The sequence below is a fragment of the Vreelandella glaciei genome (genome assembly GCF_013415125.1).
GTDB lineage: Bacteria > Pseudomonadota > Gammaproteobacteria > Pseudomonadales > Halomonadaceae > Vreelandella > Vreelandella glaciei.
Genome location: NZ_JACCDE010000020.1, coordinates 51,609 through 77,755, shown reverse-complemented (window position 1 = coordinate 77,755; position 26,147 = coordinate 51,609). Strand labels below are relative to the sequence as shown.

Below are 26,147 nucleotides of genomic sequence, written 5' to 3'. Positions count from 1 at the left end.
TATTATTGATTTAGGCAAAGTACTTACTACCACTTTTACTATTTAGCTTTTAGCTAATTAGCAATGCAATTACCCAGGAAAACGCTTACCCGCCTGTTCATCCGACGCATCATAATCTTGAGTATCATCAGGGTCGGAGCCAAGCTCCTCGGCTGTTTTGGCTTCAAAACGACGTGCAGCCTCAATGGCTTGAGGTTCAGTTTCGTGTTGTGAGATTTCCTGAGGCTCATTAGGATCAGTTACATCTATCACTCGCCAACCCGAAATAATAAGCTTATTGTCTCGCTTTTGACTGATAGGCTCCACGCGTGCTACTCGTGTCATATATCCTCCTGCTTGACAGGTATTAACTTTTTATAACCTCTTCCTTTCTTAGCAGAGCTTTCGCCCTCTGACGAATTTATAGGCGAAATTTAACAACGGTTGAAAGTAATAAGCCTCCTTCTAACTATTAAGCGCTCTTGCCAAAAAAATTGCCGGGCGCTTGGCCCGGCAATACATCAGCATCGTGACTCGCTAGTTACCCCGATTAATGATGCCTAATACAATAATGCTCACCACAATCACACCAAGAATGATAATCACCAGCGGGAGTAACTTATACATCCCGCCGGGGCGCTTCTTGGCCTCAGGTTGAAGATGTGGCTTGGAAGATTCAAAATCTTCGGGCACCCGTTCACCAATGATGTGCTCTTTCTGTTCTTCCGGGGTTTTGCTTTCCTTAGTATCCATAAACACCTCCCGCGTTCCGGTCGAATAGGCGTCACTAACGCCTAGGTGAATGACTTACAGATTGACGACATCGAACGTAACCTCTGGGTTGACGTCAGCATCGTAATCTACGTCGTCACGCTCGAAACCAAACAGCTTCAAGAATTCGTGCTTATAACCAGCATAGTCGGTAATGTCGAACAAGTTATCGGTCGTCACCTCTGGCCATAGATCCTGACAAGCTTGTTGAACGTCGTCACGTAGCTCCCAGTCATCCAAACGCAGACGCCCAGCTTCATCTGTCACGAGTTCGCCCCGCTGTCCTTGGGCTGAGTAGAGGTGCTCGCCGAATAGGCGGTTCAATTGGTCAATAGTGCCTTCGTGCAGCCCCTGCTCTTTCATGATGCGATAGACCATGGCGATATACAGCGGCATTACCGGAATCGCCGCACTCGCCTGGGTGACCACCGACTTGAGTACCGCCACATTGGCACCGCCACCGCTCTCTTTCAGCTTGGCGTCGATAGCCATGGCAGCACGGTCCAGATCTTCCTTGGCTTTACCCAATGCACCGTGCCAGTAAATCGGCCAAGTGATTTCGGTACCGATATAACTAAACGCCACGCTGCGTGCGCCTTTCGCCAACACGCCTGCTTGGTCAAGGGCTTCCATCCACAGTTCCCAATCTTCGCCACCCATGACGGTAATGGTGTCGTCGATCTCTTGCTGGGTGGCAGGTTCTACTTCCGCTTCAATGATGGCGTCTTTATTAGTGTCGATTGCGGTGGCACGGTAGGTTTCGCCAATCGGCTTCAGGCTGGAACGCTTCAACTCGCCGCTGTCCGGCAGCTTACGCACGGGCGACGCCAGCGAGTAGACCACCAGATCGATTTCACCCATGTCTTGCTTGATCAGCTCAATGGCTTTTTCTCGCGCTTCATGGGAGAACGCATCGCCGTTGATCGACTTGCTGTAAAGCCCTTCCTGCTTGGCAAACTTATCGAAAGCCGCACTGTTATACCAACCGGCAGTGCCCGGTTTTTTGTCGGTGGCGGGCTTTTCAAAGAAGACGCCTAGCGTATCGGCCCCATAGCCAAACGCCGCGGTAATACGGGCGGCCAAGCCATAGCCACTCGAAGCTCCTATCACCAATACTTTTTTCGGGCCAGCCTGCTTATCCAAACCGCGGGCACGGGTCGCTTCAATCTGCTCGCGAACGTTCTGCTCACAGCCAATGGGGTGAGTGGTAGTACAAATAAAGCCGCGCACTTTGGGTTTAATAATCACATTGAACCTCGTTATAGGATTGATTTGGTTACCAACATCGCCCTGCCAAGGCAACATTGTGACTCAGTGGGGCTATTCTAGCTGTCTCCGTGCCGTGTGTCCGCTCTTGAGCTATTGTGTAGCCGTGCGCTATTGTCCGCCCTTGAGCTAAAGGCGCTTTCACGTCACGATAGTTGCCTAAGCACCGACTTCTCTAATGAGGTGACCATGAATGCACAGCAGCTAGTAGATGAACGTGGTGACCTTTGGCTAGCGCTAGCCCCGCTGTGGCTGGATCGTGAACCCAGCGAACGCGATTACGCCCACATGGTAGACGTCGTGCAGCGCTACGATATGACCCTCAATGAACTTGAGTGGATGTTTCGCTTGGAAATGGCCCCGGTGATGTCTCGCCACCAACTTTCAATCGCTAGCGAGTGGCGGCAATTTGACGATTATAAGCTGATGAAGCAGTTGGTTAATCACAACATGCGCTTGAAGGGCTGGCGACGCAAAAGCTGGGCGCTGTTTTCGGGGTTGACCACGATGATGGTTCGCCACCGCTGGAATGCGCTAATGAACCGCGTCGCTGTCACGCGGGGAGAACAGATTTAGGCCGACTTTTTCAGGCAGTCTCACTCTTGTTTTACAGATTAGCGTTATGGGTAGGCTTGATCCAGCGCTTGCTCTAACGCCAGACGCAGCGGGCGCCCATGGTCGCGGGGCCCAAAGCGCGCAATCACTTTGCCATCGCGGCCTATTAAGAATTTGGTGAAATTCCACTTAATCAATTGGGTCCCCATCACACCGGGCGCTTCACGCTTAAGCCAGCAAAACAGAGGATGGGCCTGGCTGCCATTGACGTTAACCTTCTCCATCAACGGAAAGCTTACCCCAAATTTCTGTTCCCCAAACTGGCAAAAGGCTTGCGCGCTCTCGGGTGACTGGCGGCCAAACTGGTTGCAGGGGAAACCAAGCACGGTAAAGCCCCGGTCCCGATAGCGCTGATAAAGTGCTTCCAGCTCGCTTAACTGGGGGGTGAAGCCACACTGGCTGGCAACGTTGACCACCAGCAGTACTTGGCCACGCAGCGCGCGTAGGTTGAATGGCAGCCCTTGGTGGGTATAGCAGTCTTGGTCGTAAATTGGCATCACTCGACCCCACAAAACCTCAAACGGCATAGCGATCACCATGCCACGACTCTACTTTTTACACCAGCGGCCCAGCGACCACTCTTAGCGCCAGCGCGATCAGTAGTACCCCGGTAATGCGGTTAATCCAGTGGGCACGCTGTTGCAGCCAAGGCAAAATGCGTGAGTGGGAAAGCAGCACAGCCACCAACACGTACCAACCACCATCAATAATCATCGCTGTTAGCACTATAATTGCTTTGGCCAGCGCGCTCATGCCCGGCGTTACAAACTGACTTAGCAGGGCGACAAAAAATAGGATCAGCTTAGGGTTACCTAACGCGACGAGGACGCCCTCTTTGGCTGCTTGGCCCCGGTTAGTGGTCATCACTGTCGGCTGTAAGGCACCCGCTTGACCGGCCCGCAGTGCTTTAATTCCCAGCCATGCTAAGTAGGCGGCACCGCACCAAGTGATCAGTTGAAACAGCAGCGGAAAACCGGCAATTAATGCCCCCAACCCCCACACGGTCAATAGCGCGTAAAACCCTACGCCCAGGGCATGAAATATGGCTGCCGTTACACCAACAAAACGACCACCGCCTAATGTATGGCGTAGCACCAGTGCCAAACTTGGCCCCGGCGACATAGCGCCCATGGCACAGATCGCGGCAAGTGATAGCCACAGTGTCAATGGCATGCGGTTGTCTCCTTGAGGGTCGATATCACGATATAAGGCGTAAGCGCCAGTATACGCTAAGCCAAGTAACACTTCGGCCAGCTTCTTAAATAACGCTGTTAGCATGGTACGCTGTTGGGTAAAATTTGCTTTTTCGCTCTTTTGCACTCTTTTGAAGACACCCGTCCCGCTGCGCAATGCGCGGGGCATATAGAAAACTTAAGTCTAGAAAAATTAGGTCTAGAAAACATACATAGGACGGCAACATGGGTAGGGCTTTTCAGAACCGTAAGGAATCCATGGCCAAAACGGCCGATGCAAAGACCAAGGTCTACAGCAAATACGGGCGCGAAATTTACGTCTGCGCCAAAGCTGGTGGTACCGACCCGAACGGTAACTTAGCACTGCGCGGTTTAATGGAGCGGGCTAAAAAAGACCAAGTGCCCTCTCACGTCATTGATAAAGCGCTCGATAAAGCTAGCGGTGCCGGTGGGGAAGATTTCTCTGCCGCGCGCTACGAGGGCTTTGGCCCCGGCAATGTGATGGTGATTGTCGACTGCCTAACCGACAACCCTAACCGCACCTTTGGCGATGTGCGCGGCTGCTTTACCAAAACCAAGAGCAAAATTGGTACGCCCGGTAGTGTGAGCCATATGTTCGACCACTGCGCTATCTTCTCCTTCGCCGGAAGCGATGAAGACGCCGTACTGGAAGCATTGATGGAAGCCGATGTCGATGTCACCGACATCGAGCAGGAAGGCGAGCGTATTACCGTTTTCGCGCCGCATACCGACTATGCCAAAGCCAAGCAGGCGCTGCTGGATGCGTTTGGCGAGATTGACTTTGAGGTTGACGAGATTCAGTTTCTGCCGCAAACCACCACGCCGGTTGAAGGCGATGACGTGGTCATGTTTGAAAAATTCCTGGGCATGCTCAATGAGCTGGACGACGTGCAGAACGTCTATCACAGCGGTGAATTACCCGAAGAGAGTGATAGTTAATCATTACCTCTTGAGGAAGCTGACCCTACCGCGTTGCGGGTATCCAGAGCCGCATCCGGTGGCAACATCGCTGACTGTACGCCCGCGGCACTCAGCACTTTTTTGCCGCGTAAGGTGAGATCGGTAATAAACAAGAATTGCTGGCGAGGGTCCACCGGGTAGGCGCGTATGCGGTAGTGGGTACCCCAGGGTTTCTCCTCAGCTACGACAATAATTGGTTTGTCGAACTTCAGGTAGGCACTGGTTAGCGCCACATCGCGCAATGCTTTGCGTACCCAGCCTGCTTCGTGCTCCGGGTGAAGATAAAAGCTCGCCACGCACTGCAGGCTGGTACCGCCGTTGTTGGCGTTATAAACGGCGTGATCCCACAGTTTTAAATGCGGCACATAAACTAAATCATCGTCAGGGGTTTGGATGTCAACGGTGCGTAAGCCAACGTGTTTGACCTCGCCGTAGGTATCTTCAATTTGCACCCAGTCGCCGGGCCGATAAGGCAGTTCTACCGCTGAGACAACGCCCGCTATCAGGCTGCTGACGTAATCTTTCATGGCAAAGCCAATGGCTAAGCCCAACGCCCCCATCACGGTCACCATGTTACGTAGCGAAGGCTCAATAATCGTCGGTACGATGATGGCGAGCGCAGTCATCAATATCAGCAAGCGTGTCATCGGCACCAAGGCAAAAATACGAAAACGTACTTGGCCATGCATTCGATTGCCGATCCAGTTCAGCCCGCGTTGGCTGACAATAATCAACACAATGGTTGCTAGCAGCACAACACCTAACGTAATCAGCGTTTGGCTATCGATATCGTTAAACAGTCGCGCGTACTTCTGTTGTTCTTCCATGGAATGCCCTCCGTGGGCCTATCGCGAAGGGCTGCTTAAAGAGGGTCGACCAGATAATTACGCGACGCCAATAACTGACGAACGCTCGCGTAGCTTAGCGGTGTGATCTGCCAGCGCCCTTCGCAACTTAAAATAATGCCTTTGCGCTGCAGGGCTAAACGGGCATTCAGTGCTTCATGGTGTGAGAACGGCAGCACATCTCCTAGAGCGTGGTCATCCAGACCGCCATGAAGCAGTAACGCATGCAGTACCAGTGTGGCGATATCCCCGGTGTCGGCGGAAAGCTCCGCCTCGGCGAGGGCATCCACTAACCATAGGGCCTCTTCATCCTCTGCTTTTGGCTCACGCAGCCGCTCGCGCCAGTAGTGCCATGCAAGTCCTATATGACCACGGCAGTGAGCCGCTAAGCGCTGGAGCTCTTTATTAGGCGCTTTACCGTTTTGCTTAGATGCTGAATCGGACAATACCTGCTTGCCGGTTCGCGTACTGTAGACCCCTGGAGGCTGCCCCTCATGAGTCGCCATCGCCGCAAAATAACGTGACAGCTGCTCACCCTCCATCGATTGCAGGGTAAACACCGGCGCGCCATCAATTCCGATCACCTGCTGAAGATACGCATAGGCCCAGCTGTCACAGCCAATCACGCCCTGCCCCAGGCGGCCGCTTAAAGCGCGCTCAAGAAACTCACGAATACCCTGAATCCCTTGGGTATGGCGTAAAAAGTGGCGCTCTAGGGCCGGCACTGCCCACTTTTGTTGATTGATGCAGCGCTCTACCCACTCAGTGCCCCCCTTGGCGAGTTCGTTAAGCGTGGGTGGCGGTAAACAGGCGACGTGATGCTCTTCCGCCCACTGCCTAACCACCGATGTATGGCCGCTATGAGGTGGGGTAATAAAAAAGATTACCGGCGCTTCGCAGCTTTCAAGCTGTTGCGCTAACGCCTTAGCTGCAAATGACCAATCGATGGGTGGCACTAAATGCGCCAGCCGAACCTCAGGTAGCGCGCGTAGCTCGCTCTCTTCTTTCACTTGCTGCTCGGCAGCGCTCTTGCCCACTAGCCATTTTGACGCCGAGCGTAATGAACGTCGCCACTGGCTGGCCTGGGTCTGCTCGGGGGTATGAAATTGATCAAGCTCAACGACTTCCCACAACGGTGTGTCGGCTGATGATGGCTGCTCCCCCATGTACCTATTCCTGTCACTAGAAATACCAGCACTTTAGCACGGCATTCCTAAAGGCTAACCTCATAACCGAACTTATAGTCTAAAATAAAGTCGTTAAAAGCAATATTTAACGCTCTTAAAGGACGGATGTCGTAGGCAACAGCTAAAGGAGAAAGCGATGAGTGTTGTTCAGGTCAGCGCAGAAGAGCTACACGCCAAATTAGAAAAATGTATTGCTGGTGAGCGGCTATTGATCGAGCATGAAGGTAATCGATTTAGTGCCAGAATTCAGCATGTCGGCTTGTTTGGCGTGAAAGTAATTCCAGAAACTGAAATTAAAAACAGCCACCGCACGCCAGGCGATGTGGAAGGGATTACAGTGCCCTACAAAGAAATACTTGAGCTTGAAGTAAAGGGGGTAGTCTATAGCCTATTGCCGGAATAACGTAAATGTTGTCTTGCACGCCCACAAGGTCGGCTAGGCGTGCAAGCTTTCTGGCTATAGCGATGGTAGAAATGACGCTGCCAACTGGCTTAGAACGTTAGACAAATCTTACCGAAGTGTTGACCTGACGCCTGATGACGAAAGGCGTTAGCGATTTCAGCCAGCGGAAATTCCCGGTCAATTACCGGATGCATATCGAGGGTTTCCAGCGCACGAATCATTTCGACCTGCTGGCGACGACTGCCGACGATTAAGCCTTTCAAATTCGCCTGCTTGGCCATTAATTTAGCCGTGGGTATTTCACCCTCACGGCCAGTGAGGATGCCAATCAAGGCGATATGCCCACCGATTTTTATCGCATCAAAGGACTGCGGCAGCGTACCCGGCCCACCTACTTCAACGATATGATCAACGCCTTCGCCATTTGTCAGCTCTTTCACGCGCTTACCCCAATCAGGCGTCTCTGTATAGTTGATGGTGTGCTCGGCGCCCATTTCCCGCAGCCGCGCCAGTTTTTCATTCGACGATGAGGTGGCGATCACACGCGCGCCCATCAGGCGAGCAAACTGCAGGGCAAAAATGGATACCCCACCGGTGCCCAGCACAAGCACCGTATCGCCCGCTTTAATGCCACCATCGACGACCAGTGCCCGCCATGCGGTTAAGCCAGCGGTAGTTAACGTAGCGGATTCCGCATGGCTGTAGCCCTTGGGCTGATGAGTAAACCATTCAACCGGGCGTATAACCTGCTCACGGGCATAGCCATCCACGCCGTCGCCCGGCGTAGTGCGAAAATCCCCCACTCTGGCCGGGCCTTCCAGCCAGTGTGGGAAAAAGGTCGAGACCACGTGGTCGCCCACCGCGAATTCGCTAACACCTTCGCCGACGGCTTCGACAACGCCCGCACCGTCCGACATGGGAATACGCCCATCTTCGGCAGGAATCATCCCGGCGACCACGGCATAGTCGTGGAAATTCAAGGAACTTGCATGAAGGCGTACTTTAATTTCACCCGCTCCCGGCTCACCGGGGGCTTCCGCCTGCTGCACCTTAAGATTGTCTAGCCCGCCGGGCTGCTGCAATGTAATCACTTGCATCGGATACCTCCTTCGAAGCAGTAGCTGCTGCTGTATTCATGTGTACGACACGTTAGCAGACGAAGCATCTTCTGACACGTCCAGACCCAGGAAACCACCAGATTGGCGCTGCCACAGGCTGGCATAGATACCCCCTTTTGCCAGTAACTCCTGATGCGTACCGGTTTCCACCATGCGCCCTTCATCCACCACAATTAACCGATCGAGCATGGCAATGGTAGAGAGACGATGCGCAATGGCAATCACCGTTTTGCCTTCCATTAGCGTATCCAGCTGTTCTTGAATGGCGGCCTCCACTTCTGAGTCCAGCGCCGAGGTGGCCTCGTCCAGAACCAGAATCGGAGCATTTTTGAGCAGCACCCGGGCGATCGCGATCCGCTGGCGCTGCCCGCCGGAAAGCTTCACACCGCGCTCGCCCACATGGGCATCCAGGCCGCGACGCCCTTTCGGGTCGACCAGATCATTGATAAAGGTATCTGCATGGGCACGGCACACCGCGTTCCAAACATCTTCATCACTGGCGTGGGGGCTGCCGTAACGAATGTTCTCGCGCAGCGAGCGGTGCAGCAGCGAGGTGTCCTGGGTCACCATGCCAATCTGGTGGCGCAAGGAGGTTTGCGTCACCTCGGCAATGTTTTGCCCGTCGATCAATATCTGCCCACCTTGCAAGTCATAAAAACGCAGCAGCAGATTGGCCAGGGTAGATTTACCTGCGCCGGAACGGCCGATCAGACCGATTTTCTCGCCAGGCTTAATGGTCAGGCTGAGTCCATCAAAGACATTTTTACTCTCCCCTTTCGCCTGAGCGTATTGAAAGCGCAGCGCGTCAAACACAATTTCGCCATGGGGAACCTGAAGCGCTTTCGCATTGGGCGCATCGTTGATCGTTGGCTTCTGAGCGATGGTGTTCATGCCATCTTGAACCGTGCCAATATTTTCAAACAGCCCGGCGACTTCCCACAAAATCCAGTCGGACATAAAGCGGATACGCATGACCAGCGCGATGGCAATCGCCAAAACGCCCAGAGAAATCGCCTCCGTATACCAGGCGCTGATCGCCATGGCCGCAGTACCCACCAACAGCGCCGTGTTGAGCAGCGTCAATCCCACGCTCATGATCGTCACCAGTCGCATCTGGCGGTGAACGTTGACCATAAAGCCTTCCATCGCGTCTTTGGCGTAGCGCTGCTCGCGCTCGGTATCGGCAAACAGCTTGATGGTTTGGATATTGCTGTAGCTGTCCACCACGCGACCGGTCATCTGGGCACGAGCGTCCGCCTGGTCCATAGAGACATCACGCAGACGCGGTACGAAGTAACGCATGATCGCCAGGTAGCCCACCAGCCAGAGCCCCAACGGGATCAGCAGCAACAGATCCGCCCGGCCCAGCAGGTAGGCCGCGCCGGTAAAATAGACGATGGCGTAAACCAATAAATCCATCACCTTGGTGACGGTCTCGCGGATCGCCAGCGCCGTTTGCATCACTTTTTGCGACACCCGCCCGGCAAATTCGTCCTGATAAAATGCCAGGCTCTGGCTCAGCATATGGCGGTGGGATAGCCAGCGGCCGATCATCGGGTAGTTGCCGAAAATACTCTGATGGGTGACCAGTGACTGCATCAGCACCAACAGCGGCAAGCCGACCAGCAGCACTAGCCCCAGGCCAGCAAGCCATAGGCCGTTTTCAGCCCAAAAGCCTGCACGTTCAACGTTGCCCAGCCAATCGACCAGTTGACCCATGTAGCTGAAGAAAACCACTTCAGCCGCCGACACCAGCGCCGTGAACAGCGTCATGAGCAGTAACAGCGGCAGCATCGGACGGGAAAAGTGCACAATAAACGGTATTAAGCCCTTAGGCGGCGTTTTGACCTCGCCTTCCGGGTAAGGGTTAACCCGTGTTTCGAAATAACGAAATAGCGGCTGTAAAACACGCGATAGCATGATGTTTCCTTACGTCACTGGCGTTGGTGTTAATGGACGTTATGGCGTGGTGGAGGAGTGGCGCAGTAACCAGCGCGCCCAGAACGGAGCAATAATCATCAGCGTGACCATACGCAACAGGTGATGAAAGGCGACAAACACCGGATCAATGTTGAGCGCAACCGCAAGAATCGCCATTTCGCCAATACCGCCGGGGGCAAGCGCCAATAGCGCCACATCGCGCCCGACGCCCAACAGCTGGTGGATTAGCTCGGCAAACAGCGCCAGTACCAGCAGTGCTAACAGCGTCGCCACGCCAGACTGCCATAAATAGCGGCCAAAAAGCTTGCGCGTCATGCCTTGAAAGCGCGAACCAATGGCACTGCCCAACACCCATAGCATCAGGTTCATCCCCCATCCTGGCAGAGCGAGACTAGCCATATCACTACCGGATAATAAAGCCGCGACTAGCAGTGGTGCCAGCAATGCGGGGCTGGGAATTCGCAGCCAGCGGCCTAGCGGCAATATTAGCGGGATCATCAATAGCATCCAGCCATGTTCTAAGCCAATGTGAACAGGGCCAATGCTGTCGCCACCGTCCTCGTAGGCCCAGAACAGCGGCGGAAGAAATAGAATCACTAAAATGACCCGCAGCGACTGCGCGACCGCAATGCGCTGAGGGTCGCCGCCGCACTTTTCGCCCAACAGGATCATCGCCGTCATGGCACCAGGAGAGGCACCAAACCAGGCACTGACCGGGTCAAATCCACAGCGTCGATACCAGGCAGCGGCGACGGCGGTGGAAGCGGCTACCCCTAGCAGTAATAGCGCAGCGGAAACAGGCCAATCCAACACACGGTGCGCTAACTGTGGGGTCACCTGGCTGCCCAGCACCATGCCCATCACCGCTAGAAACACGTTACGCAGCGGTTCAGGTACCGCGACCTTCACGCCTTGTGAAGACGCCAGCAGGTTGGCAATCAAGGGGCCTAGCATCCAGGCGAGGGGTAATCCGGTGAGTTGAAACAGCGTGCCGCCGACGGCGCCAACGGCTAACGATATTGATAGCGCTTTTGCACTCCCTGCAGACACTCCCGTTACGCTGCCCCTCACACGTGCTCCTCACCTTAGCCATGTTTTCACTGGCAGCCCTGTCAAGAAGCGAGCGGCCAACAACCGTTAACAAGCTAAGGATATCGATTTACGTCAGCTATGGCTATTGACTGGGGCTCTTCTTCAAGGACTGTTCTTCAAGGACTATTGCTCAAGGGCTATCAACTGCGCTGATTCAGTAAGGCTGCGGAATCTCGCCGTCGTCATCATCGTCACGCATACGCGCCTGGCGGTCGGCTTCTTCCTCTTTGGCATCGTCAATGACTTCCATCAGCTCATCGACGTTAGCAATATGCGTATCGGCATCGAAGTGGCCGGTAAGCTTGCTATCTGGGTGCAGCTCACCGGTTTCATACAGCGCCCACATCTCTCTGCCATATTCGGTATTCAGAAGCGCTGGCGCGTACTTACCGAAATAATCTCGCATGTTCTCGACATCGCGATAAAGCATGGCCGCTGCGCTGTTATTACTAGCCGCATCGACAGCCTGGGGTAAATCAATAATCACCGGGCCAGAAGCATCGACCAGCACATTAAATTCCGACAAATCGCCGTGAATCAAACCTGCGCACAGCATCCTAACCACGTCTTGAATGACTTTGGCGTAGTAGGTCTCAGCCTGCTCTGGCGTTAGCGTCACTTCGTCCAGGCGCGGTGCCACATTGCCTTCGGCATCGCTGATCATCTCCATCAGCAATACACCGTCGACAAAACCGTGGGGCTCGGGCACCCGTACGCCTGCAGAGGCAAGGCGATAAAGCGCATCGACTTCGGCGTTGAGCCATGCCTGCTCCTGCTCTTTTTGGCCGTAACGGGTTTTTTTGGCCATTGCCCGGGAACGGCGGCTGTTGCGCTCTTTACGCCCTTCTTGGTACTGAACAGCCTGTTTAAAGCTGCGCTGTTTGGCCTCTTTAAACACTTTGGCACAGCGCACTTCTTCACCGCAGCGCACCACGTAGACCTGCGCCTCTTTACCGCTCATTAACTGCACCAGCACCTCGTCGATCATTCCATCATCGACCAGCGGCTGTAATCGCTTAGGGATTTTCATGGTTAGCTGCGTCGGCTCCTCTTTGGTACGCTTTCAATAACGGATACGGCGAACGCGGAAAGCCCGCCCTTTTAATTTATCACGCTCGAGTTTGGCCTGGGCCTGCTGAACCACATCGCGCTCAACGGCCACATAGGCACTGCGCGCCAGCACTTTAATCTTGCCCACTTGGTTACCACGCAACCCGCCTTCGCTGGTCAGTGCGCCAAGAATGTCACCGGGGCGCAGTTTATCTTTCTTACCACCGGCTAATTGTAATGTCGCCATCAGCGGCTCAAACGGCACTGAGTGCTGGGGTTTAGGCAAAGGTTCGGTGGCAACAGGTTGCTCCAGCAAGCCTTCTAGCCTCTCCAGCCGGTAACTCTCTTTAGGGGTCACTAGCGTACACGCAATACCGCTGGCCCCTGCGCGGCCCGTGCGCCCTACTCGATGCACATGGACATCAAGCTCGCGGGCAATCTGGTAATTGAACACGGCGTCCAGTTGGGCAATATCCAAGCCGCGGGCAGCCACGTCGGTGGCCACCAGAATAGAGGCACTCTGGTTAGCAAACAGAATCAGTATACGGTCGCGATCTTTCTGCTCTAAATCGCCATTGAGCGCCACGGCGCTAAACCCAACATCCGTTAGCTGCTCAGCCACTGCCTGGGTTTCGCGTTTGGTGTTGCAAAACACCACACTAGTGGCAGGCCGGTAGACCAGCAGTAGTTGACGCAGGGCGTCAAATCGAGCGTCTTCATCGGCGACGCTATAAAAGTGCTGTTGAATCGTCGTGGCATCATGCACTTCGGCGATTTTCACCATCACCGGCTCACGCATTACGCCGCGGGTCATCACCGTTAGGCCGCCCGATGACTGCTCATCGGGGAACGTCGCGCTGAACAGTAGCGTTTGGCGGTCAGTCGGGGTGTCAGCAATGATGTCATCGATGGTGGCCTGAAACCCCATATCCAGCATGCGGTCGGCTTCATCCAGTACCAGTATCGAGAGCGAATCGAGGATCAGCGACCCTTTGCGCAGATGCTCGTCAATACGCCCTGGTGTGCCCACAACAATGTGCGCGCCATGCTCTAAAGAGCCGAGCTGGGGCCCAAACGGTGCCCCCCCGCAAAGGGTGAGTATCTTTATATTCGCCATGCCACGAGCCAAACGGCGCAGCTCTTCTGCCACCTGGTCAGCGAGCTCACGAGTAGGGCACAGTACTAAGCCTTGCACCGCAAAGCTCTCTACTTTCAATTTAGCCAGCAGCGCTAAGCCAAAGGCCGCCGTTTTACCTGAGCCGGTTTTCGCCTGCGCCAGCACATCGCGCCCGGCCAGCATAGGCGGCAGGCTTTCAGCTTGCACTGGCGACATTTCATGGTAGCCAAGGGACGCAAGGTTGCTCAGCAAAGCTTGTGGCAACGCTAACGAGGAGAAAGAGGAGTCAGACACGATATTACCTTGCTTGGGCCACACGTGGGTGGCCATCAGAAACACAGCGTGCGCCCCCTGGAGGGCAAGTGACGCACAAACGTAACGGCACCATACCAGAAAGTGCTTCGGCCTGCGTCGCCATCACACCGACATCACGTTGCCAGCGGTACAAAAGTGGCCTGGCTCAAGGTGGCGAGATCCCGTGGCGAGAGCTCAATCTCGAGCCCTCGGCGCCCGGCACTGACATAAATATTGGGAAAGCTTTCTGCGGAGTTATCGATAAACGTCGCCAGCCGCCTCTTTTGCCCCAGCGGGCTTACGCCTCCTAATACATAACCGGTAGTGCGTTCTACCTCGTCGGGTTGCGCCATCGCTGCTTTCTTCGCCCCGGCAGCCTTGGCGATCTGCTTCAAGCCTAACTGGCAATTCACCGGCACAATGCCCACTGCCAGCTGCTTACCGTCCAGCTTCACAACTAACGTTTTAAATACCTGTCCAACCGCTACGCCCAGCTTTTCCGCCGCGTCCAACCCATAGGAGTGCGCGGAGGCATCGTGCTCATACTCATGAAGCTGAAAGGCAAAGCCTGCGTGTTTTGCGCTATTAATAGCCGGTGTCATGTCGCTCTCTTGGTTAACAGCGTTGATGCTAAGAATTTTACTGTCAGGCGCATTTCGCCCTTTAGGTTAATAGCGCGACAGGTAAAAGAAAGTCAACCGATTAGAACTGGTGAAAGGTCTGATTGATGTTTCTGGAAAGCTACGCCCCAGCGACTATGCTCAACAGTGCAGTGCTCAACAGTGCAGTCGGTAAAAGGAAGCTAACCGAAAGGAGTCCAGCAATGCCAGCTACCTCTAAAGCGCAACAGAAAGCAGCGGGTGCGGCCCTTTCCGCGAAGCGCGGAGAAACCAAGCCGAGTGAACTTTATGGCTCGTCTAAAGAGATGTATGACTCGATGAGCAAGGAGGAACTAGAAGAGTTCGCGAGTACAAAGCGTGAAGGTAAGCCGCAAAAGAAAGACGATTAATCAACCGCTTGCTGATCAACAAAAACGCCAGCTTAACGAAGCTGGCGTTTTTGTTGGCACTGCCTGATTAGCGGCTACTGCTTGCAAGGCACCACTTTACGCAGGGTGTCTTTTGCCCATAGCGTTTGGTCATCGGGCGTACGACCATGCTCGTTCCAGCGTTCTGCAGTTTCGAGGCAGAACGACCCGGTGTTTTCAACGCTCGCATCGCGATTGGCTGGGCGCTCTCCGCCAATCCGCATGACATCGGGATTGCTGGAGGTATAGCTTGGGGCAATGGTAGAACTTGCACAGCCAGCGACCATAGCGGTCAGCAGCAGTACGGGTAAACAGCGGCGCAATGGCATGTTTTTAGAACCCTCAACGTATCAATATTAGGCCGACACCTATTGTCGGTAGCGCTAAATAGCATTGCTTTAAACAGAACGTCAATATTTTTCGTTCATCTTAGCCAGCAACCAGCGTCAGGCTGGTCACCGGGCGCAGATTTAGCCGCTTACAACGCTGCTCGACACTATCGACAATCTCTTGGGCGTCGTTGAACTGCTGCTTGTCGAGCTGAATATCCACCATGAGAAAACTGCCCACCTGGGCAAGCCTCACATCGTCGGCGGTGACATCAAAATCAGCGACATCCTCCACCACGTTTTGGCGCACACTGCTGCATGAACCGCCAAACATAAGTTCACGTAACGCCCCCTTCACCATGCGAATAGGCATAGGCAAGAAATAGCCTGCAATGATCAGCACCATCACCGGGTCGGCAAAGCGCGCATAGCTGGCCCAGGGCGATTGGGTCAACACCCAAGTAAGCCCAAATCCGAGCATGACAGCAGCACTCAGCCAGGTATCCATCTGCCACTGACGTAGCTCGGCGGCTAACAGCGAGGAGCGCGCAACCCGGGCGTAGCGCGCCAGCCACCACCAGGTTAATAAACAGCCTGTTACGTTGGCTACGCCAAACATCAGCGCCAAATCCAGCGTTACCAAACGGCCACCCTCAAGCAGGCTCCACATGGCGGACACCAGCGACACGATACACACCATAGCGATCACTACGCCTTTGAGCAGCACCGCAAGAGGCTCCACCGTCAGCCGCCCAAAGGGGTAGTGATCATCTGCTGGTCTGCGCGCCTGCTTGAGGGCATATAGCGACAGCGATGCCAGCACTAAGCTTAATAGTGAATAGCCACTATCAAACAAGATCGTTATTGAACCACTGGCAAGCCCTAGCGCTAACCCGGTAAACGCAAACAGGCTAGCTGAAATGGCTGAAAATTTTAGCGCACGGCGCTCGGCAACAAAGGGGGTCACGCGGATAACTCCATAGCATTAGACGAATTGTGGGCCATAATAGTAGGGAGTGATGACAATCACGAATCGCTCAGCGCCAAGTTAAATGGCGCTCAATGAATCCAGCGGAACGATTATGCGTGCGGAACAGGTTCAAGCCTTTATTGATGTCACCGAGCATGGCTCTTTTGCCGCCGCGGCGCGGCATACTGGCCTCAAGCGGAGCACTCTAAGTGCCGCCGTTAACGCACTAGAGGACAGTCTAGGTGTGGCGTTATTTGAGCGCTCTGGCAATAGTCTAACTCTCACCGCGGTAGGCGATAGCGTGCTACCCGACTGCTACCGTTTACTGACCAGCGCCAGCCGGATCAAGAAGCACTGTCACCAACATTTGCAGGGCGTTGAAAGCCAACTCTGCATTGCCCGCGATGACGCTTTGCCTGAAGTGTTTTGGCGCCAGGTGATGCATGACTTAAAACAGCAATTCCCGCTCACCGCGATTTCGGTGTATTTGGTGCCTCCCCAGGAGCATACCCAGTTTGTGCAGCGCCAAACGGTGGATATTGCCTTCGGCCTGTATACCGCCGAAGGCATTGACGCCAACGCAGCCAATCTTGCTCCGGTCAGTATGCGTTTAGTGGCCGCGCCTAAACACCCGCTCAGTCGCTTGCCTAGCGTAAACCGCGACGACTTAGCCCAGTACACCCAAGTGTGTTTGACCCACGTACAGGATGACAAGCTGATCAGCGAAGCGCTATTTTCAGGTAACTACCTGGGGTTGACCATGTTTGAAGTGATTCGCGACGCGGTTATCAACGCTACCGGTTGGGCACTGCTGCCTTACCCACTGGTAAAAGGCGCTCTGGAGGCTGGCACCCTGGGCACACTAAATCATGACCTCGCGCTAGATAGCCACTACTACCGCTATGTGGAGAGCGATAATCGCGGCGTGGTTGCCACTGCCTTATTGACGAAGGTGACGCACTTCTTAGCCTCCCAGAACTGATACACAGAACTAGTACACAGAACCGGCTGACATATCGTTGAAATCTTTTTTGTGGCGAAAAACACCAAAGCCTTCCACGCTATTAAAAATAGCTAAATAAGGAGCCGCCAGGACACGCCACGTGAGGGAGACACAGGCAAGTGTCATCTAGGCGTAATACGCACCTGCCAGTGTCGAAGTTGCCGTCAACCAAGGAGTGATTCCAACGATGGTACGACTCGATAAGAAAGCCACTCGGCTATATGTGTTGGACACCAATGTCCTCATTCATGACCCCACCGCGCTTTATCACTTTGATGAGCACGATGTCGTTATCCCCATGACAGTGCTGGAGGAACTTGATAAGCACAAAAACGGTGTTCGTGAAATCGCTCGCACGGCTCGCCAAATCAGCCGTACGCTCTCTGACCTTACTAGCCAAGTCACTTTTGACGAGATTCAACGCGGCATTCCCATTCCTCGAATCAGCGGCGAAACAGGACGCCTGCACTTCTTATGCTATAACGACTTAAAGCTCTTTGACTCACTCGATGATAGCCCCGATAACCGCATTCTGGCGGAGACCTGCCGCCTACGCGAAGAGCGCCCTGACGCCTCCGTCATCCTAATCACCAAAGATATTAATCTTCGTGTTAAAGCCGCCGCATTGAAGGTGCCGGTCGAGGATTACCTTAACGACCGTGCTTTCTCCGACAGCGACGCCATGATCGAGGGTGCCCAGGTCTACGCTTCAGCGGGCCATGATGGCGCGTCACTCTGGGAAACGCTTAATGTTGACGTGTCCGTTGAACGCGTTGGTCACCACACATTCTATCAGCTCACTGGCAATATGCCCCGCCAATGGCACGTTGGCATGCTGGTCTCGGATAGCGAAAACGGCGCTGAGTTTGAGGCGATCATTCGTGAAATGGGGCCATCCACGGCTCGTCTTCAACTACTGACTAACTACCGTCACCACGCAGGTGTCTGGGGCGTCCACGCTCACGACAGCCGGCAAAATTTCACCTTAAACCTTCTGATGGACCCCGATATTGATCTAGTGACCATTGCGGGTAATGCCGGTACGGGTAAAACCTTTATGACTCTGGCCGCCGCCTTTCAGCAGACGCTGGATGCCAAGCTGTTTGAACGCATTGTGTTTACCCGCGCGCCGATCCCCATGGGCGAAGACATTGGCTTTCTACCCGGCACGGAGGAGGAGAAGATGTCGCCGTGGATGGGGGCCTTCCACGACAATATGGACAACCTGTTACGCAATGAGGAGGGGGAATCAAGCTGGGACAACGGCGCCACACGGCAGTTGATTGGCTCGCGGGTACAAATACGCTCACCGAGCTTTATGCGCGGGCGCACCTTAAACGACACTTTCTTAATCATTGACGAGGCACAAAACTTCACTCCCAAACAGCTCAAATCGCTAGTTACCCGGGCGGGACGCAATACTAAAATTGTCTGCTTGGGCAACGTCGGGCAAATCGATACGCCGTATCTGACGGCTAACACCTGCGGCATGGCGGCGGTGGTGGAACGCTTCCGCGATTGGCCCCACGCAGGGCACATCACACTGAAAAGCGTTGAGCGCTCACGCTTGGCACTGGCGGCAGAAGAGCTGCTTTAACCCAACTGCCTCCCGCCGCTGGTATGGGGCGGGAGGCAAGGTGCCATCAACAAGCCTTGTGGTTACGTTGACTTACTCACTATCGGCGTCTCTATCTACGTCCTTCCACGGCCGAGGAGTACCAATAGTATCCGCGGCAAATGCCTCGCGCTCGCCTAGCGGGCGCGCCTCGCCAATCGTAGTGTCGTTGTAAGTTTGACGCTCCATTTCGCAGTTCACTTCCGCACCGAACAGCACCACAAAGGCGGAAAGCCAAAACCATAGCATCAGCGCCACTACCGCCCCTAACGACCCATAAAGCTCGCTAAAGGTAGAGAAATAGCGCACATAAAGCGAAAGACCGCCGGAGCCTAACAGCCACATCACCGTCGCCAGCAGCGTGCCATAACTTAGCCAGCTCCACTGCGCGGACCGTCGATAAGGTGCGTAGCGGTACAGCAGCGCGACAAGAAAACTCATAATCACTAGCAGTGCAGGCCAACGCAGCCACTGCAAAATTTTGTTTAACGGCGGGTCGATCGCCAGGCTATTGACCACCGCGGGCACAATCGCAATAAAACCTAGTGAAATCAGGGTCATAATAATCAGGCCAAAGGTCAGCGATACCAGCACAGTGCTACGGTGCAAAAGGCTGCGCTTTTCGGTTTCGCCATACACTACGTTAAGCCCGATCACCAATACTCCTACCCCCTTGGAGGCAATAAACATCGCAATCAGCAGCCCCACCAGAGCACCCAGAAAGTTACCTGACTCCGCGCTTTCCACCACCTGCTGCGCCTGTTGATCAATAAGCTCGGCAGCATCCGGCGGCATAAAGCGGCTGATCTCATAGAGCTGTTGGCCTGCCTCGTAGGGGTCAAATAGTAATCCCCAGAGTGAGATCACCGCCGCGATGGTCGGAAACAGCGCCAATAAGGCATAGAAAGCCACCCCAGCGGCCAGCATGGTAATACGATTACGGCGAGCGGCTCGTACCACCCGCCAAGCAATATCATGCCAGCCACGCTGCGGTATATCGCCAGGCACAAGAGCGCGGCGGCCGCGCGCAAGTTTACCCACAGAGTGCTCCTAATAAGAGCCTGCTTGAGTACGTTCCAGACAACCTTTTTTCTAACAGACGTATCATCGCTGGCCTTCCCACATCAGTAGCGCCGCAAGTAGTACGGCAAGCATCATCATTAAACCGCTAGTATGGTGACGCAGCCAGGACTCTCCCGACAATAGCCGAGTTAAATGGCCCATCAACGTCTCTTCCGCTTTTTGAGTGGTTACCACGCTTGCCGATTTCAGCCGGCCGCAGCAGTGACCGAAAGCTCGGATCGGCACCAGCACCGAGCCAACGACAAAAGCATAGAACCACCATAGATCGCCCGCGGGAAGCGTTTTACCCGTCAACGGACGCGTTACTAACCAACCCACCGCGGCGAACAGTACCCCTACCGGAAATGGCCACATAATCCCCAGCCACTCTTTCAGCGGCGGCATCTCGATGCTGCCAGCAGGCAGGGGAAGCCAAAGCGGCGTCAACAGCGCGGCGATGACGGCCACTAACCAGGCGCCCCACTGCTCTCGGTTGCTGCCCCCTTGATGGCGCTGCTGCCACTGGCGCCAAAGCGCAGCGCTCACCAGTGCTGCCGTACCAACAGCAGCCCAACTAAGCAGTTTGATCAACGATTCATGATGCATTTCATAAAGCGGGGCTTTCACTCCCCATTTACTGACCAAGCCCGCGCCGATAGCGCCCGCCAGCGATATACCCGGCAATGCCAGCAAGGCCCATATCAGCGGCTGCGGCCAGCGCGGCAGATGTTCACTGATGCTGGTCCCCATAAACAGCGAGCCTTTGGCAAGCGCATGATGAGCGGCAAACAGTACTAACCCTGGCCACAGCAGCGGCCAAACATCTGGCGCTACCAATCCCATGGCCACCAGTGCGGTCATCATGCCCATCTGGCTGATACTGGAATAGGCCAACACGGCTTTAGGGTGGCGCTGAAACACCCCATATACAGCAGCTGCAAAGGCGGCCGCAAGCCCTGCCACTAACATCCAATGACCAAACTGGGCTAAAGCGCCCGAAACCTGAGCGTGGCCTAGCGGCAGCACACTGATCCACCCCAGTAAGCCCGCCTTAATCATCACCCCACTCAGCACTGCGCTGGCAGGTGCTGGCGCTGCTGGATGCGCCAACGGCAACCATACGTGCAAGCCAATCACACCCGCTTTGACACCAAAGCCAAGGCACAGCAAAGCAGCCATCCACACGCCGTGCTCGGCGCTTACAATGCTTTCGCGCACCCCCTGCAGCATCAGCGTGTCGGCGGCTCCCGCCGACCATAAGAAACCGCCTAAAATTAGCCCTTCGCCCAGCACCGCTAATATCAAGTATGCCTTGGCGCCTAAGCGTGCCTCTTGCGTTCCGGTGTGCACTACCAGGGCGTAGGCGGCAAAAGTCATCACTGCAAAGCCTAAATAGAAACTGGCGATATCCTGGGCAATGATGAGCAGCACATTACCCAGTAATGTTAACGGCCATAGCAGCGCCAGCCGCAGCAGGCGTCGCTGTGCATCTTGATCCCCTCGCTGTGCTTGCGCCTGCTCCGCTGCAAAATATCCCCTCGCGTGTACCGCTGCCAAACTCCAGAGCAGTGCGGTGAACGCTAGCCATGGGCGGCTCAGCGAGTTTAATTCCCACTCCCCACCTAGCATCCAGGCATCCATTGTCCACTGCGCTTCCCCAACGTAAGCCAATAACAGCGATGGCCAAGCGGCGCTTAGCCACAGCACTGAAAAGTAGTCACGCTGTGACTCGGGCGCGCGGTAGGCGAGCCACACGGCATGCCCCATAACGCCGAAGGGCCACAGCAGTGCCAGCGCAAGCAGTAGCGTTATCATGGCAGGTACTCCCCGCTTGCTACCCGGGCTGCCCAATCCAGGGGGCTATACGGAAGCCCTGCAAACAGCCCGGCCCCAAGGCTTATCAGCGCAGTAAACATCATTGGCCACAGCAACCAGCCATGGGTTTCTAAACGCCCTAAGCGCTGCTCATGAGGCCAATTTCCTTTGCCGTGGGAGGGCCCGGGGCGAAACCAGAGACGGTGCAAAATCGGTAAAAAGTACATGGCATTGAGCGTGCTGCTAGCCACCAACACAGCGACCACCCAATACATTTCAGCCTGTATCGCGCCAACGCCGAGATACCATTTGGTAATAAATCCAGCGACAGGAGGAAGTCCAATCATGCCTAACGCGCCGATGGTAAACGCAATACTGGTCAACGGCATTCGTTTACCGGCACCGTCTATTTCATCAATGCGATGAATGCCCAGCTCTTCAGCGTAGTTGCCCGCACAGAAGAATAACGTAACCTTCATCAAACCTTGGTGGAGCAAGTGCGCCAACGCCCCGACCGTACCAAAAGGGCCGAATATGCCTATTCCCAGAATGACGTAGGAGACTTGGCTGACCGTAGAAAATGCCAGGAGTGGCTTCAGCTCCTGTTGGGCAATGGCCCTGAGCGAGCCATAAATAATCGTAATAGACGCCGCCACCGCTAGCCCGGTAATAACGCCCAACTCCACGCTAAGTTCAATCCCATACAGATCGTAAACGACCCGTAGAATCCCGAAGGCACCAGCCTTCACCACCGCGACCGCGTGCAGCAGCGCACTGACCGGGGCGGGTGCCACCATAGCCCTAGGCAGCCAGCCATGCAGCGGCACCATGGCAGCTTTGACCGCCAACCCACTGACTAGCAGGATAAATATTAACGTTAGCAGGCCACGATGATCGTTTAAGTAGTCGCCCAAGCCCTCTTCAGAAGAGAACGATTGATCACCCGTTAAGTTATTCAGCAGTACCGCGCCCAGTAGCAATACCACACCTGCGCTTAGCGTGTAGCGCAAATAGACGCGTCCCGCATTGAGGGCTTTCTCCGTCCCTCGGTGAACCACCAGTGGATAAGTGGAGAGCGTCAACATTTCGTAGAAAATCAAAAAGGTAAATAGATTATCAGCCAGCGCAATGCCGATAGTGCTCGCCACGCAAAGACTAAAAAAGCCAAAGAAGCGCTTTCGATTGGCAGAGCCTTCCAAGTAACCAATGGCGTAAATCGTGGTACAGAGCCAAAGCAGTGACGATAACCCCGCAAACATCACGCCCAAGGCATCGATCCGCAGCACAAAATCAAGGCCGCCTATCACCTGGAAACTAAAAATGTCTTCATGACCGGCGGCCACTCGCCTGACCATCAGGGTGACCAAAATAATCTTCACCACCGCCGCGCCAATGTTAATTGTCGTGCGTAGCCGCCTGGCCTCTTCTGGTAAGGCGAAAATAGTCACGGCCACCAGCAGGGAGGTGGCCAAAGCGGTTAACGGTAACCATGCGGCGTTCATGGGCTGCCTCCGTGCATCAATTCCAGCGGGAAATGCGCCAATAGCCCCAGGGCGAACGCAATCAGAGCCAGCGTTAGTGCGATCAGATCCATGCCCGGCGCCAAGGGTTGATAACGATGGCGCGGCGCCGTCTCATCAAAAGAGTAGCGAAACATGCGAAATACATAAGCCGCCGTCAGCAGCGTACCGGTTAATAGGGCCGCCACCGCCCACCACTGCTGGGTGATGATCATGGCCTGAAGCAGCATCCATTTAGCGGTGAAGCCAGAACTGGGCGGTAGGCCCATCAAGGTAATCGAAGCAATGCCAAACACGAGTAACGAAAGTGGCAAACGGCGGCTGGTTCCTGCCAAACCTTTAAGGGTGTGCTCCCCAGTGGCCAATATCAGATTGCCAGCCGCCATAAACATGGCCGCTTTGGCAAAGGCGTGCCCCACCAGCTGCAGCCAAAAACCTTCCCACGCCAAGGCACGCGGTAACGGCGCAATATCCGGTCCCAGTAACAGCGGAAAAGCCACCATCAGATAGCCCAACTGCGCGACGGTTGAGGAAGCCACCAAGGTTTTAAGCGAGTCGGTACGCCACGCCAGTAGCCCACCCCATACAATCGCCAGCAAGCCTAACCAGGCAATGACGCGAGGGGCATAGAACGTATCAGGAAGAAGGATGCTCCATAGCTGTAGCAGCATGAACAGGGAGGCTTTGATGACCAGCCCGGCATGCAGCGCGCTCACCGGCGTCCAAGCATTTTCGTGAACGGGGGTCAGCCAAGCGTGCAAGGGAAACAGCGCCGCTTTCAAAGCCAACCCAGCACCTATGAGCGCAGCGGCGAACCAAGCCACCGGGCCCGGCTCTATCACCTTAGCCAAGCCCTGCAGATCCAAACGCCCCCAGTGGCCCAGAATCAGTGCGATTCCCAGTAGATACGTTAGCGACCCGACTAACGCCAACAGTAAATAGCGCATACCCGCCAGCAACGCAGGCGCCTTTCCGGACAGCATTAGCATGCCTACCGCGGCTAGGCCCATTAATTCCAACGCTATATACAGAGTGAGTAAGTCGGTGGCTAACCAAATTAATGACAGCGCGCTCAGCACCACGCCCATCAATGGCCACAGCCAACGTGCCAGCGGCCCGGTTTCGCTTAGACGCAAATAGCCAGGCGTGTAGAGCGCTGCGGCAACGCCGATACACTGAGTTGTCAGCAGTAACAGTACGCTCAACCCGTTTAAGCGCAGCGACAGGATAAGACCGGCGATTTCCCACTGCCAACTCAGCAATCCCGACTGGTCAAAGGCAGATAGCAGCATCACCCCAGACGCCAATACGGGCAGGCTAGCCAGCGCTACGGGAAAGGCACGCTTGGGTGGAAATAAAGCCCCCAGCACTCCCAGCAGTAGCGGAAAAACAAGCGCTACCAATAGCGCCCAGTGGGTAGTAGCAAGCGGCGCAAACGTGCTATCGAAAAGACCAAAGCGCCAAATCATGTCGTGCTCTCTTTGGGCTCGCCGTCACGCCCCAGCGCCTCGACTCCCTCTAGGTGCATTAACTGTCGGATGAGTAAGGCCCCGAGCATCGAACCCAACCAAGCAACCAGCAGCCCCACACTTATTAACGCTTGGGCAGCTGCTGAGCTGCCTGCCACACCAGACAACAGTATAAATACACCCGAACCAAGCAGATTAAATGCCAACAGGCGCCTGAATAGATGGCGGTGTAGGGCAAACGCAGCCAAGGCAGTAGCGGCGATGAGCACCCCGGCCAGCAGTAGCGGATGTTCGGCAGGTGAATACACCATGTCGGCGATAACGAAGCGAATGGCCGCACCCACCATGACAAACCAGACCAGCGCCAACACCACGCGCATGGCCACTCGAGACCAAGGCTCGCTAAATTGATCACGCTTAAGAGGTGCTGAAGCGCCTGGAGAAAGATGGCCCAGCGCATAGAAAAAGCATGGACTTGTCAGCATCACCCCCAGCAACAACTCTGCCGCTGCCAGCCAGGGTGCGCCAAGTTGCCACCAAGCCAACACCATCGAGACTGCAAACACGACGAAGAAACAACAGGCGCGAATCAGATGGCGATCAAACAGGCACACAAACGCCGACCCCGTTAAGCACAGCGCCAGCAGCACTTCTATTGCATCAAAGGAAGCTATCATTCGTTTTCGCTACATCCTTGCATCGGTCACGAATAAGCGCTCAGCTTAGGCGAGTATTTAGCCACTTTCCAATATCGTTAACCTGCTGCGGGCAGAGTGCATGCGCCATGGGGTATTGGCGATAATTAACCGCATAGCCCATCGCTTTTAAGCGATCAGCACCGCTGCGGCCCAGGCTCTCGGGCACAATCGGATCAAAATTCCCGTGCTGAACTTCGATCGGGATCTGGCGGTTGGCTTCCGCTAGCTCAATATTGTCGGCCGTCGCAAAGTAGGTCGACATCGCCAACAGCCCGCCCAGCGGCGCGGGAAAAGTAAGCGCTGCGTGATAGGCAACAGCGCCCCCTTGTGAAAAGCCCGCCACAATAATGCGCTGGCTATCGATACCCTGGTCGATCTGCTCTTGGATCAGCGCCTGGATGCGTTCAGCGGATTTCTTAAGCTGGCTCTCATCTACCCGGCGCCCCAAATCCATGGCAAGAATATCGTACCAAGCGGGCATGACCATACCGCCATTGACAGTCACCGGCAGGCGTGGCGCATGGGGCATAATAAAGCGCACATGTGAATCTTTAGGTAGCGCTAATGCGGGTACCAGCGGCTCAAAATCGTGCCCGTCCGCACCTAAGCCGTGAATAATAAACACACACGCATCGGCGGGTTGACCATCTTTTGGTTCAATAATCAGTTCGCCAGGAGCAGTCATAACATCGTATTCCTTATCCAAAAGGCGTCACCCTAGCGCAAACCTGCGTTAACAGCGAGCAGGCCAGCGCTTTAAATGACCATCGTCTGTTAAAAAGGGCGT

27 protein-coding genes are annotated in these 26,147 nt (G+C 54.9%); 6 read left to right on the top strand and 21 right to left on the bottom strand.

All coding sequences use genetic code 11. The features are described from left to right. Positions 1-69: 69 nt before the first annotated feature. The 3 genes from HZS80_RS14160 to fabV form a co-directional block, all read right to left on the bottom strand. The gene (locus HZS80_RS14160) at positions 70-324 is read right to left on the bottom strand and encodes a hypothetical protein (RefSeq protein ID WP_035559918.1); all 255 of its coding nucleotides are present in this window, start codon (positions 322-324) and stop codon (positions 70-72) included. Positions 325-516: 192 nt separating this feature from the next. Continuing rightward, entirely contained in the window at positions 517-732 is a 216-nt protein-coding gene (locus HZS80_RS14155; RefSeq protein WP_008958099.1) for a hypothetical protein, read from the bottom strand. A gap of 54 nt (positions 733-786) precedes the next feature. After that, the gene (gene fabV / locus HZS80_RS14150) at positions 787-1,998 is read right to left on the bottom strand and encodes an enoyl-ACP reductase FabV (protein WP_035560353.1); all 1,212 of its coding nucleotides are present in this window, start codon (positions 1,996-1,998) and stop codon (positions 787-789) included. A gap of 207 nt (positions 1,999-2,205) precedes the next feature. Here fabV and HZS80_RS14145 point away from each other — a divergent pair, with 207 nt between their 5' ends. Continuing rightward, a complete protein-coding gene (locus HZS80_RS14145) occupies positions 2,206-2,592 on the top strand; it encodes a DUF7079 family protein (protein ID WP_179916455.1) in 387 nt (128 codons plus the stop codon). Positions 2,593-2,636: 44 nt separating this feature from the next. On the opposite strand, the gene HZS80_RS14140 is transcribed toward HZS80_RS14145, so the two are convergent. After that, a complete protein-coding gene (locus HZS80_RS14140; RefSeq protein WP_035560350.1) occupies positions 2,637-3,128 on the bottom strand; it encodes a glutathione peroxidase in 492 nt (163 codons plus the stop codon). Positions 3,129-3,186: 58 nt separating this feature from the next. Then, complete coding sequence (locus tag HZS80_RS14135) at positions 3,187-3,804, bottom strand: LysE family translocator (RefSeq protein WP_035560347.1); 618 nt, start codon at positions 3,802-3,804, stop codon at positions 3,187-3,189. Between the two features lie 245 nt (positions 3,805-4,049). On the opposite strand from HZS80_RS14135, the gene HZS80_RS14130 reads away from it, so the two are divergent. After that, entirely contained in the window at positions 4,050-4,784 is a 735-nt protein-coding gene (locus tag HZS80_RS14130) for a YebC/PmpR family DNA-binding transcriptional regulator (protein WP_035559913.1), read from the top strand. Here HZS80_RS14130 and HZS80_RS14125 read toward each other — a convergent pair. Then, complete coding sequence (locus tag HZS80_RS14125) at positions 4,781-5,632, bottom strand: mechanosensitive ion channel family protein (protein ID WP_035559911.1); 852 nt, start codon at positions 5,630-5,632, stop codon at positions 4,781-4,783. The genes HZS80_RS14130 and HZS80_RS14125 overlap by 4 nt on opposite strands. 35 nt (positions 5,633-5,667) lie before the next feature. Further along, a complete protein-coding gene (locus HZS80_RS14120; protein WP_179916454.1) occupies positions 5,668-6,816 on the bottom strand; it encodes a hypothetical protein in 1,149 nt (382 codons plus the stop codon). A gap of 157 nt (positions 6,817-6,973) precedes the next feature. On the opposite strand from HZS80_RS14120, the gene HZS80_RS14115 reads away from it, so the two are divergent. After that, positions 6,974-7,240, top strand: coding sequence for a hypothetical protein (locus HZS80_RS14115; RefSeq protein ID WP_035559906.1), 267 nt, complete (start codon positions 6,974-6,976; stop codon positions 7,238-7,240). An 89-nt stretch (positions 7,241-7,329) separates the two neighbouring features. On the opposite strand, the gene HZS80_RS14110 is transcribed toward HZS80_RS14115, so the two are convergent. From HZS80_RS14110 to ybaK, 6 genes are all read right to left on the bottom strand, one after another. Next, the gene (locus HZS80_RS14110; protein ID WP_035559902.1) at positions 7,330-8,337 is read right to left on the bottom strand and encodes a zinc-dependent alcohol dehydrogenase family protein; all 1,008 of its coding nucleotides are present in this window, start codon (positions 8,335-8,337) and stop codon (positions 7,330-7,332) included. A 36-nt stretch (positions 8,338-8,373) separates the two neighbouring features. After that, on the bottom strand, positions 8,374-10,278 hold the full coding sequence (locus HZS80_RS14105) for an ABC transporter ATP-binding protein (RefSeq protein WP_035559897.1): 1,905 nt from the start codon (positions 10,276-10,278) through the stop codon (positions 8,374-8,376). 39 nt (positions 10,279-10,317) lie between these two features. Next, on the bottom strand, positions 10,318-11,349 hold the full coding sequence (locus HZS80_RS14100; protein WP_179916469.1) for an AbrB family transcriptional regulator: 1,032 nt from the start codon (positions 11,347-11,349) through the stop codon (positions 10,318-10,320). Positions 11,350-11,545: 196 nt separating this feature from the next. Next, positions 11,546-12,421, bottom strand: coding sequence for a PA4780 family RIO1-like protein kinase (locus HZS80_RS14095; RefSeq protein WP_179916453.1), 876 nt, complete (start codon positions 12,419-12,421; stop codon positions 11,546-11,548). Positions 12,422-12,454: 33 nt separating this feature from the next. Beyond that, positions 12,455-13,888: an ATP-dependent RNA helicase DbpA gene (dbpA, locus tag HZS80_RS14090; RefSeq protein WP_179916468.1), complete on the bottom strand. Its 1,434-nt coding sequence runs from the start codon at positions 13,886-13,888 to the stop codon at positions 12,455-12,457. A 98-nt stretch (positions 13,889-13,986) separates the two neighbouring features. Further along, positions 13,987-14,454 carry a Cys-tRNA(Pro) deacylase gene (ybaK, locus tag HZS80_RS14085; protein WP_179916452.1) on the bottom strand — a complete coding sequence of 156 codons (468 nt, stop codon included), beginning with the start codon at positions 14,452-14,454 and terminating at the stop codon, positions 13,987-13,989. Positions 14,455-14,675: 221 nt separating this feature from the next. On the opposite strand from ybaK, the gene HZS80_RS14080 reads away from it, so the two are divergent. After that, positions 14,676-14,861, top strand: coding sequence for a DUF3008 family protein (locus HZS80_RS14080; protein ID WP_179916451.1), 186 nt, complete (start codon positions 14,676-14,678; stop codon positions 14,859-14,861). 74 nt (positions 14,862-14,935) lie between these two features. Here HZS80_RS14080 and HZS80_RS14075 read toward each other — a convergent pair whose 3' ends face one another. Together HZS80_RS14075 and HZS80_RS14070 are read right to left on the bottom strand one after the other, a co-directional pair. Continuing rightward, positions 14,936-15,208 (bottom strand): hypothetical protein, encoded by a 273-nt coding sequence (locus HZS80_RS14075; RefSeq protein ID WP_179916450.1) that lies wholly within the window; start codon positions 15,206-15,208, stop codon positions 14,936-14,938. Positions 15,209-15,308: 100 nt separating this feature from the next. Beyond that, positions 15,309-16,175: a cation diffusion facilitator family transporter gene (locus HZS80_RS14070; RefSeq protein ID WP_179916449.1), complete on the bottom strand. Its 867-nt coding sequence runs from the start codon at positions 16,173-16,175 to the stop codon at positions 15,309-15,311. Positions 16,176-16,290: 115 nt separating this feature from the next. Between HZS80_RS14070 and HZS80_RS14065 the strand changes: the two genes are divergently transcribed. Beyond that, complete coding sequence (locus HZS80_RS14065) at positions 16,291-17,160, top strand: LysR family transcriptional regulator (RefSeq protein ID WP_179916448.1); 870 nt, start codon at positions 16,291-16,293, stop codon at positions 17,158-17,160. A gap of 208 nt (positions 17,161-17,368) precedes the next feature. Continuing rightward, positions 17,369-18,778: a PhoH family protein gene (locus HZS80_RS14060; RefSeq protein WP_179916447.1), complete on the top strand. Its 1,410-nt coding sequence runs from the start codon at positions 17,369-17,371 to the stop codon at positions 18,776-18,778. 72 nt (positions 18,779-18,850) lie between these two features. Here the strand turns inward: HZS80_RS14060 and HZS80_RS14055 are convergent, their stop codons facing one another. The 6 genes from HZS80_RS14055 to HZS80_RS14030 all read right to left on the bottom strand — a co-directional run bounded on the left by HZS80_RS14055 (position 18,851) and on the right by HZS80_RS14030 (position 26,045). Then, positions 18,851-19,837, bottom strand: a complete 987-nt coding sequence (locus tag HZS80_RS14055) for a YihY/virulence factor BrkB family protein (protein ID WP_179916446.1) — start codon at positions 19,835-19,837, stop codon at positions 18,851-18,853. A 63-nt stretch (positions 19,838-19,900) separates the two neighbouring features. Beyond that, the gene (locus HZS80_RS14050; protein ID WP_179916445.1) at positions 19,901-21,673 is read right to left on the bottom strand and encodes a proton-conducting transporter transmembrane domain-containing protein; all 1,773 of its coding nucleotides are present in this window, start codon (positions 21,671-21,673) and stop codon (positions 19,901-19,903) included. Next, a complete protein-coding gene (locus tag HZS80_RS14045; RefSeq protein ID WP_179916444.1) occupies positions 21,670-23,175 on the bottom strand; it encodes a complex I subunit 5 family protein in 1,506 nt (501 codons plus the stop codon). Before HZS80_RS14045 ends, HZS80_RS14050 begins: the two co-directional genes overlap by 4 nt. Next, a complete protein-coding gene (locus tag HZS80_RS14040) occupies positions 23,172-24,662 on the bottom strand; it encodes a complex I subunit 5 family protein (RefSeq protein ID WP_179916443.1) in 1,491 nt (496 codons plus the stop codon). The genes HZS80_RS14045 and HZS80_RS14040 overlap by 4 nt, the downstream gene beginning before the upstream one ends. Beyond that, on the bottom strand, positions 24,659-25,339 hold the full coding sequence (locus HZS80_RS14035; RefSeq protein ID WP_179916442.1) for a hydrogenase subunit MbhD domain-containing protein: 681 nt from the start codon (positions 25,337-25,339) through the stop codon (positions 24,659-24,661). The genes HZS80_RS14040 and HZS80_RS14035 overlap by 4 nt, the downstream gene beginning before the upstream one ends. Positions 25,340-25,379: 40 nt before the next feature. Next, entirely contained in the window at positions 25,380-26,045 is a 666-nt protein-coding gene (locus HZS80_RS14030; protein WP_179916441.1) for an alpha/beta hydrolase, read from the bottom strand. Positions 26,046-26,147 lie beyond the last annotated feature (102 nt).

Excerpts from the sequence above, each read along its gene's own strand:
- HZS80_RS14160 (WP_035559918.1), bottom strand. The coding sequence starts at position 324 with ATGACACGAGTAGCACGCGTGGAGCCTATCAGTCAAAAGCGAGACAAT.
- HZS80_RS14155 (WP_008958099.1), bottom strand. The coding sequence starts at position 732 with ATGGATACTAAGGAAAGCAAAACCCCGGAAGAACAGAAAGAGCACATC.
- HZS80_RS14145 (WP_179916455.1), top strand. The coding sequence starts at position 2,206 with ATGAATGCACAGCAGCTAGTAGATGAACGTGGTGACCTTTGGCTAGCG.
- HZS80_RS14140 (WP_035560350.1), bottom strand. The coding sequence starts at position 3,128 with ATGCCAATTTACGACCAAGACTGCTATACCCACCAAGGGCTGCCATTC.
- HZS80_RS14135 (WP_035560347.1), bottom strand. The coding sequence starts at position 3,804 with ATGCCATTGACACTGTGGCTATCACTTGCCGCGATCTGTGCCATGGGC.
- HZS80_RS14130 (WP_035559913.1), top strand. The coding sequence starts at position 4,050 with ATGGGTAGGGCTTTTCAGAACCGTAAGGAATCCATGGCCAAAACGGCC.
- HZS80_RS14125 (WP_035559911.1), bottom strand. The coding sequence starts at position 5,632 with ATGGAAGAACAACAGAAGTACGCGCGACTGTTTAACGATATCGATAGC.
- HZS80_RS14120 (WP_179916454.1), bottom strand. The coding sequence starts at position 6,816 with ATGGGGGAGCAGCCATCATCAGCCGACACACCGTTGTGGGAAGTCGTT.
- HZS80_RS14115 (WP_035559906.1), top strand. The coding sequence starts at position 6,974 with ATGAGTGTTGTTCAGGTCAGCGCAGAAGAGCTACACGCCAAATTAGAA.
- HZS80_RS14110 (WP_035559902.1), bottom strand. The coding sequence starts at position 8,337 with ATGCAAGTGATTACATTGCAGCAGCCCGGCGGGCTAGACAATCTTAAG.
- HZS80_RS14105 (WP_035559897.1), bottom strand. The coding sequence starts at position 10,278 with ATGCTATCGCGTGTTTTACAGCCGCTATTTCGTTATTTCGAAACACGG.
- HZS80_RS14095 (WP_179916453.1), bottom strand. The coding sequence starts at position 12,421 with ATGAAAATCCCTAAGCGATTACAGCCGCTGGTCGATGATGGAATGATC.
- dbpA (WP_179916468.1), bottom strand. The coding sequence starts at position 13,888 with ATGGCCACCCACGTGTGGCCCAAGCAAGGTAATATCGTGTCTGACTCC.
- ybaK (WP_179916452.1), bottom strand. The coding sequence starts at position 14,454 with ATGACACCGGCTATTAATAGCGCAAAACACGCAGGCTTTGCCTTTCAG.
- HZS80_RS14080 (WP_179916451.1), top strand. The coding sequence starts at position 14,676 with ATGCCAGCTACCTCTAAAGCGCAACAGAAAGCAGCGGGTGCGGCCCTT.
- HZS80_RS14075 (WP_179916450.1), bottom strand. The coding sequence starts at position 15,208 with ATGCCATTGCGCCGCTGTTTACCCGTACTGCTGCTGACCGCTATGGTC.
- HZS80_RS14065 (WP_179916448.1), top strand. The coding sequence starts at position 16,291 with ATGCGTGCGGAACAGGTTCAAGCCTTTATTGATGTCACCGAGCATGGC.
- HZS80_RS14060 (WP_179916447.1), top strand. The coding sequence starts at position 17,369 with ATGGTACGACTCGATAAGAAAGCCACTCGGCTATATGTGTTGGACACC.
- HZS80_RS14050 (WP_179916445.1), bottom strand. The coding sequence starts at position 21,673 with ATGATAACGCTACTGCTTGCGCTGGCACTGCTGTGGCCCTTCGGCGTT.
- HZS80_RS14045 (WP_179916444.1), bottom strand. The coding sequence starts at position 23,175 with ATGAACGCCGCATGGTTACCGTTAACCGCTTTGGCCACCTCCCTGCTG.
- HZS80_RS14040 (WP_179916443.1), bottom strand. The coding sequence starts at position 24,662 with ATGATTTGGCGCTTTGGTCTTTTCGATAGCACGTTTGCGCCGCTTGCT.
- HZS80_RS14035 (WP_179916442.1), bottom strand. The coding sequence starts at position 25,339 with ATGATAGCTTCCTTTGATGCAATAGAAGTGCTGCTGGCGCTGTGCTTA.
- HZS80_RS14030 (WP_179916441.1), bottom strand. The coding sequence starts at position 26,045 with ATGACTGCTCCTGGCGAACTGATTATTGAACCAAAAGATGGTCAACCC.